Source organism: Vibrio frigidus, assembly GCF_042465995.1.
Lineage (GTDB): Bacteria > Pseudomonadota > Gammaproteobacteria > Enterobacterales > Vibrionaceae > Vibrio.
Window position 1 is genome coordinate 37,609 of sequence record NZ_JBCDMC010000010.1, and the last position, 12,288, is coordinate 49,896.

Genomic DNA, 12,288 nt, shown 5'->3' on the forward strand with positions numbered 1-12,288 from the left:
GTGAGAGGTGATTGGCTGTGCTCTGTCTTCCAAATGTACTACCAGACGAATTAGTATTTAGCCGAATCATTAGATTCCTAATGGCGTCAGGACAGCCTGTATCAAAATTTCTGTTAGCTGTATATGGTAGTTCTAGAGCAAGTATTCATCCTTATCTTACTGCTGGTCTAAGTAACTTGGCTGAGCTAGCTGATGAAGATATCAATAGCTTGTTGTACCAGCAGACGTTAGCTCCACTTTTCATACACTGTCTACCAGCGCACTCAACTGAAATCTATTCAGCACTTCTTTCAAACGACAATTGCTCAGCTACTAGAACCAGTCAATTATCTTGCGTGAGGGAAAGAGAACCATTATCACTCAAATACTGCCCTCAGTGTGTTATGTCAGATGTTCACGAATATGGAGTCTCATTTTGGCATCGTAGCCACCAAACTCCCGGTATAGAGTCTTGCTCAAAGCATCCCACTTGGTTGGTTCATGCTGAGATTCCTGGTCGCATAAGAACAAACATAGGTTTGCCTGTTACAACTCAATCATTAGGAGAGAGCACTCAAGTAAGCTTCGAATTAGCAAAGTACGCAAAGAGGTTTCTTCTAGCAAACGAAGATCACTATCCAACTGTAGGGTTTGAATACTACAGGAAAAAACTGCGCGAGCTGGGATACGTGACGAGAAACAATAGTTTTAGGAGAAGGCTGCTTTCTTCTGATTTCTATCAGTTTACTTGTCAGCTAAGATATCCATCAGATAATTTGCTACCACAAACACAAGTTGACTATAAATATTTGTCATATTTGCTTCGTGAAAACGCCTCGCAACAACCTTTTAAACATATATTATTTAGCTATTGGTTGAAAAAAGCAGAGCCGATAGAGTGTAGTTGCTCAGTAACAACAAAAGTTAGCAATATAGATCTCAGGTACAAAAAAATAGAAAGGTGTTTGACACTATTGAGGAAAGGAAAATCTATTGCAAGCATTAGCAGAGAAGTAGGAAAAAGTCGCTGTTTTGTAAAAGCTGTTGCTCTTAACGCAAAAGATAATACGCGACTGAAGCCGAGAAAGTTAACTTCTTTGGTTTGCCAAACTGCAATTGCGCTTGCTATAAAAGGGTTTCATCGTAAAGAAATAGCTCGAAGACTGTCGGTATCTATTGGAAGTATTGAAACAATAATTTCTGCAAGTGATGGGATAGTTGAATGGCGGAAGAAATGTAAAAGTGAATCGAAAAGACGACGCTATCAGCTTCAGATTATTCGATATCGACAACTCCACCCTCAAGCCATTCGGCTAGATATTAAGTCTGATTGCAATGCCGCATTTTTCTGGCTTTATCAACATGAAAAAATGTGGTTAGAGGGTAACTTACCTGAAGCTACTCCTCCTCATCCATCTCCGAGGGCAAAATGTGGTCGTAGGTTTATTCAAAAAGTGAGGGAAAAAGACAATAAGCTTAATCACTTTTGTCGGATAGACGACACACTGTAGTTGTCAATAAGAATGGGTCACAACTTTAGAGTTTTACCAGAACAATCACTTTAACTCATTGGGTGTTATGCCGCCATTGTATTGGTGAGCGTGAAGCTGGCTATACTACCCAATGATGTATCGGATGGTTTCTTGTTAATATTTTACAATATTATGATAAAACTAGGGTTAGTAAGTTGTCAGTAGCCAAAACATAAATACCGAAAGCGAAGCAAGAACACGTAGAGACCCCTAATTATTTAGAGCGTAAATTCGCAATGAGCGCTCCTAATAGACCTAGGATTGCTGGCTCAAGATCAAAATATTATAGTACCAATAATGTACTGAGCTTTCTGACCCGGAGCCTCTCCCCTTGGCCTAGTCGATCTTCGTAGTATTACTATGTAGTAAGAGTCACCTAGTCGATTGAGAAGCAATTGGAAGCGAACACCCGGTTTCCTTACTTACTGTGCAATTGACCAACCTTCAATACCTAAAAGCATCAAGTCTAATATCAACAGGTCCAACGTTGTCTTCATCGCAGTGAAATGCTTTGACCGCAAAGCTTGCTTCAGTCAAAGCCTGCTGTTGATAATCACCTTCCTTGATTAACTAATACCGCATCATTTCTTTTCTTCGTATATCCAAAATCAGGCTGGTAACATTTAAATCTGTCTAATTAAAAAGAAGATACGGCAGATTACAAATGTTTCATTTTAAAGTCATGAATGCGACAGAAGTAGCTTGTTAGTGTATCTAGATGGAAAGTAGATTGATTACACCTACTCAAAAGAACTCCATGATTGCCCCAATTCAAGTAGCCCTACTTGCTTAGTTGTTCTTTGATTAGAAACTGGAGTGATATTACTTTGTTAGTGTCTCATTATCGCTGAGTGGATCGAAGTCCTCAATACCTTGGTGTTGCATGGCTCATCTCCCCCCCTTTTTTCTTCGTGACATTGTTGGTACTGGCATGCATTAGATGGTCCCTCAGAATGTTGGTTCGGGGGGTAGAAATGTCGAAACTATATGACAATAAATAGGTCTTTGTTGGATTTCGACTTTACAAGGAGATTGCGTAAATGCGCGAAAAATTGAAAAAAGTAGCCGTTCCGTTTGCAATGGTATTAATTACAGCACCGGCATTAGCTAATGTTGCTTCACCGTCTGTAGACGGGTTGAAGGGCGAAATAGATCAACTGACAGCGGAAGTCAATTTATTGAAAAATGACACGTCCGCAATCAGGTTTAACGGTTATTACCGCTTACAAAGTACGGTGGAGAACCTAGATGAAACTGAGGACAATAGCAGTACTTGGGTTGATCAACGTCTACGTATGAAGGTCACGAGCGACCTTCACGATAACGTCACCGTAGTCTGGTACGGCGAGTACGATGCTCCGTTTGGCGAGACCGGAAGCAAGACCGTTGCAGGCTCAGGTGGTAAACTTAGTTCCGATGGTGTTGGTATAGAGACTAAGAATGCTTACGTCGATTTTAGGGTGCCGAACACCGACTGGCAGGTACGAACAGGTATTCAGGGATATGGTTTTGGCAAATACGAGAGCTTCGTTACCGACGATGATATGAATGGCATCTCGTTTTTAGGCAATGTAGATATGGCTACTCTGAGTGGAGGCTGGTTCAAATGGGATGAAGGTGAAAGAGAGTCGTCAGACGATGTTGACTTCTACACGTTGAATGGTGAGTTAAGCCCTAACGATAATCTCAGTTACGGTTTTACCGGAGCCATGATTAAAAACAGGAATGAAGATGCTATAAATGGCACTGCTGCTCGAACGGACGAGATTTATCTCGGCTCCTACGTCGATTTTTCTCAAGGCGATATAGCTTATAGCGGTTCGGTACTCTATAAACTTGCGTCTGGAGTAGATTCCAATGCTACTGATGGCGACACATTCATGCTAAACCTTTATGCTAAAAAGCATTGGGCTGAGGGTAGCATCAAGGTTCACGCCATTTATATCCCCGCTGACGACAGCAGCAACGGTACAGATCGTTTTGCCGCAAATCAGTCAGGTTGGGAGCTCAATAGCGGTAATCTAATGATCTTCGGAACAGACTATTACTACAACAATGGTTCTCAAGGAGGAAAGGCAGTTTATGATGCAGCTTATCAAGGGTACGGTTTACTAGGGCTAATGATTTCTGGTGACCAACAACTTGATGAAGACTACTACCTGAAGTACGGTGTCGGTTACTTTAGCGTTGCTGACGATGCACCAAAAAGTACTTCACAGGCTAACGGTTCGAGTCTTGGTACCGAATTAGCTGCCCAGTTTGGAAAAAAGTTCGCTGACATATATGACCTCAGCTTGCGTGGGTCCTACGGATTTATGGGTGATTTTTACCAGGGGAACTCTGAGGATACGTACAAGATAGTTGCGATGCTTAATGTAGGCTTCTGATTGACACTAAACATTTTATGACGGTCGAGCATTGGCTTGACCGTTTTACTGTTCTGTCGAGCTTAGCAGAATCGTTCAAGATGATTGCACTTGTCAGATTGACGAGACGTTCTTCTCTCTCTATTCGCTTTGCAGCCGTTGCAATGAATTGACGTAGTCCAGCGTGTTGATACCAACGATGGGTTATCGTAGCTTTGCAGAGACCCACAAGAAATCATCCGATAAATCAGTGAGTATTACAACCAACTTCACCTTCAGCAATACAATGCAATGGAGGCTTTACACCCAAAAAATCAGAGCGATTGTTCTGGTTAATATCTAGAGTCGTGACCAATTTTTATTGACTAAACATACAAGGTTAGACTTTATTGATAGGAGAAACGATTATTAGTTGTTGTAATAAAATCCCAAATAGAGGAAGTCATAAAGTTGGTTTATTACTTCCGGTGTTTTTAGTGTTTTCTGCAGTTTTGTTCTTACTCTATGTAGGAAACCCCTTAATTTTTAAAACTGTAGAGAATGACGTTTATAACTATAAAGAGAGATTTAAGCATGATGACAACTGAATTAGCAAAATACGTTGGAGTTACATCTGAGACAGTACGTTTTTATACACGAAAAGGATTGTTATCGGCAACGAGGCTCCCAACTAATGGTTATAAATTCTATGGTTCAGAGGCGATAGCCCGACTTAAATTTATTACACAAGCAAAAAATGTCGGTTTCAGTTTAAAAGAGATAGAGGAAATAATCGCGTTATCTGAATTAGGTACTTCTCCTTGTCCGAAAGTGAGAGAGATGCTCGGAATAAAAATAATTGAGACGAAGCAGAACATTGGATTGATGAATCAGCATCTTACTATGATGGAAGATACTTTGTCCGAGTGGGCAAGTAAACCAGATATGGAACCTGATGGAAAAGCAGTTTGTTGTTTAATTGAACAATGGTCCAATGACTTTGAATATACACAAATTGTCAAAGGAAAAAAATGACAGAGTTACAGTGTATCTGGAATTAGTCGTATGAAATATTTAGGTAAATTAGCACTCTCATTAAGGAAGCAAGACCCTGATCGAGTTTATTGCTACTCTAGATGAGAATATGTCTATACTAATAATCGCAGATATAGGCTGTCCATCATTTCTGTCCCCGAATAATATTATGAAATACCTATTACAAATGTATTGAGTTTTTGGCTATTAATGCATTCCTTGAGACTGGCACAAGTCAGAAATAACTGACAGTATTCCGGTGGGCGTTGGTTTTAACACTAATATAACCAATCAATTCAATTTACTGTAGAAAATAGCGTGAATGATGACTAACTTCGGCCGGGTCCGTTACATTTTAGTCATGTTAGATTAAGTCTCCCAGACAAGAACACCTAATAATAAGATATTAAAGTCGAATATATCGTTAGATAATTCTAACATTTACAGCCTAGATGTATGCGCTCTAATTCTTTTATTTTAAAAAATAAAAGAATTAATGTTTTGTGAGCCCTTAATACTATCAACATACATAGATGACATTAATTTCATACTAACGTCAGCTTGCTGAAAGCGTTCTATCACTATATTTGTTAAATAAACAATGTAACAAGGAGTGAAGATGTCTTCCCCTATTAACCCTTCAAAGAGAATATTTGTTCAAGGCTTTGTCGCTGGAAGCGTGGTGATGGGACTTTCCAAATATATACCATCTGCTTGGGCTCGTACGCGACGAGATATGAATTTACAAATGCCAGTTCTAGAAGGAAAGTACTTCGAGCTCACCATTTTTGAATCCTTGGTCAACTTTACGGGTGTAGAACGCATTGCTACGACGATCAACGGCTCAATACCTGCACCAACGTTAAAATTTAAAGAAGGTGATGCTGTTACTATTAAGGTTGTCAATCAGCTTAAAGAGTCGACGTCAATTCACTGGCACGGGTTAATCCTACCATACCAGATGGACGGAGTACCTGGAGTGAGTTTCTCTGGAATACCAGCAGGTGAATCATTTACATACAAATTTATGATTCAACAAAGTGGTACATATTGGTATCACTCCCATTCCGGAATGCAAGAGATGACCGGAATGTATGGGGCCATCATTATTGAACCGAAAGAGAAAGAGCTATTTGAGTATGACAGGGATCATGTGGTCGTATTATCCGACTGGACGGATGAGGAACCGAATTCAGTATTTAACAAGCTGAAAATGCAGGGTGATTTCTACAACTTCAACCAACCAACAACCATTTCAACTATTAATCAAGTGTCTGAACTGGGTTTAGCAACCACTTATGCCAATAAAAAAATGTGGAACGAAATGCGCATGAGTCCTAGTGATCTGGCAGATTTGTCTTCTAAAACTCTCACTTATCTATTAAATGGCAATGTCCCGAATATGGGCTGGACTGGCTTATTTCACAAAGGCGAGCGAGTAAGACTTCGTTTTATAAATGCAGCAGGAAATACTTTCTATGACGTTCGTATACCTGGTATCAAAATGACGGTTGTGCAGAGTGATGGACTAAACATTAAACCGGTTATGGTAGACGAGTTTCGTTTCGGTCCGGGGGAGACTTATGACGTATTGGTTGAGCCGACTAAAGATGCGAATACGATTTTTGCTCAAGCCATGGACAGAACAGGTTATGCTTCTGGTACGTTAGCCACCATGTATGGACTGAAAGCCACCATTCCTGATTTGGATGAACCAGAGTCTCTTTCTATGGTTGATATGATGGGAGATATGGGTCATAGCAAGATGGGCATCTCTTCAATAGAAGCATCACTTCATGGAAGAAATATTCATGATCTGATGGGCAAACCTAGCCAACAAGTACGACATGCCAATACCGAATATGGCCCAAGTGTTGATATGCGGGTAGATACACCACGCGTTAGTTTGGATGACCCAGGAGTTGGATTACGTAAAACTTGTCGTAAGGTCCTTACGCTTTCCGATTTAAAAAGTTTGATAAAAATCGATAATTTACATCCACCTGAACGTGAGCTTGAATTGCATTTAACTGGGAACATGAAACGCTATACTTGGTCTTTTGACGGTGTCGAGTTTGGCGAGTCAACCCCCATTCATCTGAAATATGGTGAGCGAGTAAGAATTATACTGCATAACGACACCATGATGACTCATCCAATGCACTTACATGGAATGTGGAGTGAACTGGAGAGCTCTGATGGAGAATTGTTAGTTCGTCGCCATACTATTCCAGTACAACCTGCTCAGCGGATCAGTTTTTTGGTTACTGCTGATGCCCTTGGAGCTTGGGCGTGGCATTGCCACTTGCTCTTTCATATGGATGCAGGGATGTTTCGAAAGGTTGTTGTATCATGAAAAATGTAAAATCTGTCACTATTGGGCATCGTAGTCTTTCTGGCCAGAAGTCGTTTAAATTATTCGCCGTAAGTATCATTAGTGTTTTTGCGATGTTAGCTCTCTCCTTGAGTTCATATGCAGATATCAATGACCCTTATGATATGTCAGTAGTATCGAAGATAAAATTGATTCCAAATGGGTTTTTTTTTGATGATATCCGAGACCCCAATATTTATTCTGGTGACTACACATTAGAATCTGCTCCCTATGCCATCACGGGAAAAGATAAATTAAGCCTCGCCGACGACCATTCGCGCTGGTATGTCTCTTTTGAAAAATTTGAATATGCTTTCGTTGAAGAGCATGAATCATTCAGTTTTGACGGTAGATTTATCTGGGGACGAGACTACGATAAAGCTATTTTTAGTAGTGAAGGTAAAATCGATGATAACAGCTTCAACAATGCATCATCTGAACTCCTCTGGAGTCATGCAGTTAGTGCTTTCTGGGATAGACAAATAGGTGCCCGATACAATTTTGGAGACGAAAAAGACCAAGTTTGGATAACAGCAGGTTTTCAGGGACTCGCTCCTTACTGGTTTGAGGTTGATATTAAATCTTCTGTGAGTATGGATGGACAAATTGCTCTTGATGTAGAAACTGAGTATGACCTTTTGCTCACTCAACAATTGATATTACAACCTCGGTTAGAGATGAGCATCTATGGCAAAGATGACAAAGAGAGAGAGATTGCGAGTGGTTTTTCTTCTGTCGCAACAGGTTTAAGGCTGCGTTATGAATTGAGTCGGCAGTTTGCTCCATATGTCGGAGTAGAGTGGGAAGTTAAGTTGGGTGATACCCGAGATATTCTTAAACAAGAAAATGGTGTGACGCAAGAAACATTTGGGGTTGCAGGTGTTCGTTTCTGGTTTTAATTGACAAAAAAGCATGGATCGAGGAAAAATAAAATCCATTTTGTTAGTGGGATCGTAAATACCATCAATAGCAGCATTTCAGGAGAGGTTCACATGGTTTCTTTTAAATTGTATATGTGTATTAGAGCAAAACAGCTTGAAGAAATTAGCTAAGTAATAGAGCTTCCTCCCTACTGCAATTATTTTCATTTTCGTGCTTGACCTATATCTAAGACATAGGTGTTAGATTTAGTTAAAGGCAAGCTCTTACCAATCAGGTATAGCGGTCAGCACATTAATTATGGAGATAAGTATGAATATGATAAAGAAAGATAAGAAAGTGATGCGCTCCCATCATCACGAAAATACCCATCAAATACTTTTCATCGAAGGAGCAAGCTGCGCCAGTTGTGTCAATAAAATAGAAACGTCCCTCGCCTTGGTTTCTGGAGTCACTCAGGCCCAAATGAACTTCGCTGATCGCTCAGTTTTAATTTCTGGGATGGCTGAACCTGAAGCTCTGATAAAGGCAGTTGAACAAGCGGGTTACCATGCCACTGTGTCCAATTCAGATAATGAAGGCGATGTATTAACTGAAAAGGAGCAGGCCGAATGGCTCTACTACAAAACGTTAACACGTGATACTTGGGTGGCTTTAGCCTTAGGTATTCCATTAATGATCTATAGCTTGGTCGTTGGTGAAATGACGGTGACGAGCATTAATGAGCAAATAGTATGGGGAGGCATTGGACTAATTACGTTTGGCGTGATGTATTTTTCGGGTAAACACTTTTATGTTGGTGCTTGGAATAGCTTCAAAAATCATTCAGCAAATATGGATACATTAATCGCATTAGGCACCGGTACCGCTTGGGTTTATTCTATGATCGTGGTCTTTTTCCCCGGCGCTTTGCCTCTATTGGCTCGCCACGTCTATTTTGAAGCGACGGCAATGATCATTGGTCTTATCAATCTTGGCTTAGCTTTGGAGCTAAAAGCTAGAGGCAAGACTTCTGAAGCGATAAAGCGCTTGATTGGTTTACAGGCGAAAACCGCGACAGTTATTCGCGATGGTCAAGAAGTTAATATTGCGATAGAACAAGTGCAATTAAATGAATTAGTCAAAGTACGTCCAGGTGAAAAAATCCCAGTTGATGGTGAAGTTATCACCGGGAATACCACTATAGATGAATCTATGCTGACAGGAGAGCCGATCCCTGTTGAAAAACGAAAAGGCAAAGAAGTTGTCTCTGGCACAATAAATAAAACAGGCTCCATTGTCTTTAAAGCAACCCGGGTAGGAAAAGACACTGCTTTGGCACACATCATCAACATGGTGAAGAGAGCACAAAATTCGAAACCACCGATTGGTCGTTTAGCCGATGTGATTTCAGCGTACTTTGTTCCGGTTGTGATGATCATTTCCGTCGTTAGTGCTTTAGTTTGGTTTAACTTTGGGCCACAACCGAGTATTGCTTTTGCCATCGCAGCAGCGACAACCGTACTTATTATTGCTTGCCCGTGTGCACTTGGATTAGCCACACCAATGTCTGTTATGGTTGGTGTAGGCAAAGCAGCTGAAGCGGGAGTACTCATTCGAAATGGTGAAGCCCTGCAAACAGCCTCAAAAATCACAACGATGATCTTGGATAAAACAGGCACCATCACAGAGGGAGCGCCAACGGTCACTGATATTACTCTCATCCATGCGACTGATAAGACAAAGGTATTGCAACTTGCCGCTAGTATAGAGTCTCATTCAGAGCATCCATTAGCGATGGCCATTGTAGAAAGTGCCAAATCACAGTCACTCGATCTGCTCGAAATCACTGAATTTAAGGCTATCTCCGGGTACGGAATACAAGGGCAATGCGAAGCTCAACACTTATTGTTTGGTAACGAAAAATTAATGCGTGAGGAAGGCGTTTATTTAGATGATGCTATCGACAAAGCGCAACATTTTGCTAAAGAGGCAAAAACACCGATGTATTTTGCGATAGACGGCAAGTTAGCCGCCATCGTCGCTGTCGCTGACCCCGTCAAACCCGACTCTGTAAAGGCCATTGCAAGGCTAAAATCTAATGGTATCAAAGTCGTGATGTTAACGGGGGACAATAGAGACACCGCAGCAGCAGTGGCTAAACAGGTTGGTGTGGACGAATTCTATGCCGAGGTATTACCACAAGACAAAGCCGAAAAGGTAAAAGCATTGCAATTGTCTGGAGAGATTGTGGGTATGACGGGTGATGGTATAAATGATGCTCCGGCTCTGGCATTAGCGAACGTAGGTTTCGCCATTGGTACAGGTACGGATGTTGCTATAGAAAGTGCTGATATTACATTAATGCGCGGATCACTTCATGGGTTGGCGGATGCTATCGCTGTAAGCAAAGTGACGTTACGCAATATTAAGCAGAACCTATTTGGTGCATTTATTTATAACGTAGCCGGCATCCCTGTTGCTGCCGGCATACTTTATCCTTTTTTTGGAGTCTTACTAAGCCCAGTTATTGCGGGTGCTGCTATGGCTTTCTCATCTCTAACCGTAGTGAGTAATGCTAATCGATTACGCTGGTTTAAAGCCGAAGAACACTAGGAGGCAATTATGATAATTATAAATATACTTGGTATGTCATTAATAGGGCTAATAATCTGGTGGTTTTGGTTGCATAAAGAACCAGATCAGAAATTAAATGAAGGTGACATATCAATTGAAGTCAAAGATGGTGTCTATATGCCAGCGCACATTACTGTTCCTGCAGGTAAACCATTTACATTACAATTTGTAAGGCATGACAAGTCTCCGTGCTCAGAAATCGTCCTAATTCCAGAGTTAGATATATCTGAAAACTTGCCTGTAAATAAACCCTGCAGCGTGTCTCTTCCTAGTCTTGAAGTCGGGGAATATGATTTTCACTGTCAGATGCAAATGTATCGTGGTGTTATCAAAGCGGTATGAGGTGATCAATTAAGCAGAAAACTAAATTCTGGCCCACTCCAACAGAGTGGGTAGCGATAAGCTCGATAATGTTTGCCTCTTATTTTCTAGTGGTTGACCATGGAGAACATTTGTTCCATTTTTACCCTATTTGGTTTTGTTATTTTGTCCAATTATGCATCTCTTTATGCATAAAAGTCATGGGCTTCGTCAGCAAGATGAGAATGATAGAAGGATACAACCGCCCTCAGAAAATAATAACAACCATATCAGAAAAGTAGATTAATCTGGAAACAAAAACTTTATATGGTTTATGGCCATTAGTATTGTCAAATTCAATCATATTTATCTTTTTTCGTTAAGCTTTATTAAGCCAAAGATGCCACAGACTGGTGACTCGTAGGTATTTTATCTGCTTTTGTATTAGCATTATTTACAGAAATGTTAGCCAAAACTGGTTGGTACGCCCGTTGTAGAGCTCCTCAATATCTAATATCTATCATCTATCATAATTATGATTGGCTTTTATTGCAGTGGTCATCGATTCCTACGTTAATCCTATTTACTATTTTAGTAATGGTTTATCGACGATTTACTTACCAAGAGGAACAAAAAGCAAAAATTGAATTTGACAATTAATACTTGCGTTATCAGAAAGCTACTCCGAGTTGGATACCTAGCAGAATAAACCAGAGTTTAAAGTAACTACCATCTCGATAATTAGATAAAGGAAGTAATTATGAACAACCAAAAACATAGAGTAAGCGTGAACGAAATCAATCTTGTGGTTCGCAATCTTCGCTTGAGTCAAGTTAATGCAGAAACTCGACGAGTAATGTTAGATGAAATTGACCATTTATTTGGATTAGATGAGGTATCGTACAATGATCATGAGGAAAAGATATGCTTAGCTTATGATGCAAGTCGTCTTTGCTTGGACGGCATTGAGGATATAATTCGAAAATACGGTGCTGAAATTCATGATGATTGGTGGACTCATACTAAAGAAAGTTATTACAAATTTGCCGATCAAAATGTAAAAGAGAATGCAAAACACACCCCCTGGAGCTGTCACCAGTCACTAAATAATGCAACAAAACGCCGTCGTAACAAGTAGTTTGTACTCTAATTTGATTGCGTAGTTAGCAATAGTTGAAAAATATTTAATGGAATCGAATTATTTTAATTTTGAGGTAGTTTAAGGATA

The 12,288-nt window shown here is 40.3% G+C and carries 8 protein-coding genes and 1 pseudogene; all 9 read left to right on the forward strand.

Annotation, left to right across the window (positions count from 1 at the left end):
* The first annotated feature begins 17 nt into the window (after positions 1-17).
* The 9 genes and pseudogenes from AACW90_RS17100 to AACW90_RS17140 all read left to right on the forward strand — a co-directional run bounded on the left by AACW90_RS17100 (position 18) and on the right by AACW90_RS17140 (position 12,198).
* Complete coding sequence (locus tag AACW90_RS17100) at positions 18-1,490, forward strand: TnsD family Tn7-like transposition protein (protein ID WP_390236849.1); 1,473 nt, start codon at positions 18-20, stop codon at positions 1,488-1,490.
* Between the two features lie 1,061 nt (positions 1,491-2,551).
* Positions 2,552-3,898, forward strand: a complete 1,347-nt coding sequence (locus AACW90_RS17105) for a hypothetical protein (protein WP_390236851.1) — start codon at positions 2,552-2,554, stop codon at positions 3,896-3,898.
* A gap of 552 nt (positions 3,899-4,450) precedes the next feature.
* On the forward strand, positions 4,451-4,891 hold the full coding sequence (locus tag AACW90_RS17110) for a MerR family transcriptional regulator (protein WP_390236853.1): 441 nt from the start codon (positions 4,451-4,453) through the stop codon (positions 4,889-4,891).
* A gap of 619 nt (positions 4,892-5,510) precedes the next feature.
* Entirely contained in the window at positions 5,511-7,247 is a 1,737-nt protein-coding gene (locus tag AACW90_RS17115) for a copper resistance system multicopper oxidase (protein ID WP_390236855.1), read from the forward strand.
* On the forward strand, positions 7,244-8,164 hold the full coding sequence (locus tag AACW90_RS17120; protein WP_390236857.1) for a copper resistance protein B: 921 nt from the start codon (positions 7,244-7,246) through the stop codon (positions 8,162-8,164). Before AACW90_RS17115 ends, AACW90_RS17120 begins: the two co-directional genes overlap by 4 nt.
* Before the next feature lie 292 nt (positions 8,165-8,456).
* Positions 8,457-10,739, forward strand: coding sequence for a heavy metal translocating P-type ATPase (locus tag AACW90_RS17125; RefSeq protein ID WP_390236859.1), 2,283 nt, complete (start codon positions 8,457-8,459; stop codon positions 10,737-10,739).
* A 9-nt stretch (positions 10,740-10,748) separates the two neighbouring features.
* Positions 10,749-11,102, forward strand: coding sequence for a cupredoxin domain-containing protein (locus AACW90_RS17130; protein ID WP_390236860.1), 354 nt, complete (start codon positions 10,749-10,751; stop codon positions 11,100-11,102).
* Between the two features lie 121 nt (positions 11,103-11,223).
* A pseudogene (locus AACW90_RS17135) lies at positions 11,224-11,367 on the forward strand (DUF2933 domain-containing protein); the annotation flags it as partial.
* Between the two features lie 453 nt (positions 11,368-11,820).
* Complete coding sequence (locus tag AACW90_RS17140; RefSeq protein ID WP_390236864.1) at positions 11,821-12,198, forward strand: cation transporter; 378 nt, start codon at positions 11,821-11,823, stop codon at positions 12,196-12,198.
* Positions 12,199-12,288: the final 90 nt, after the last annotated feature.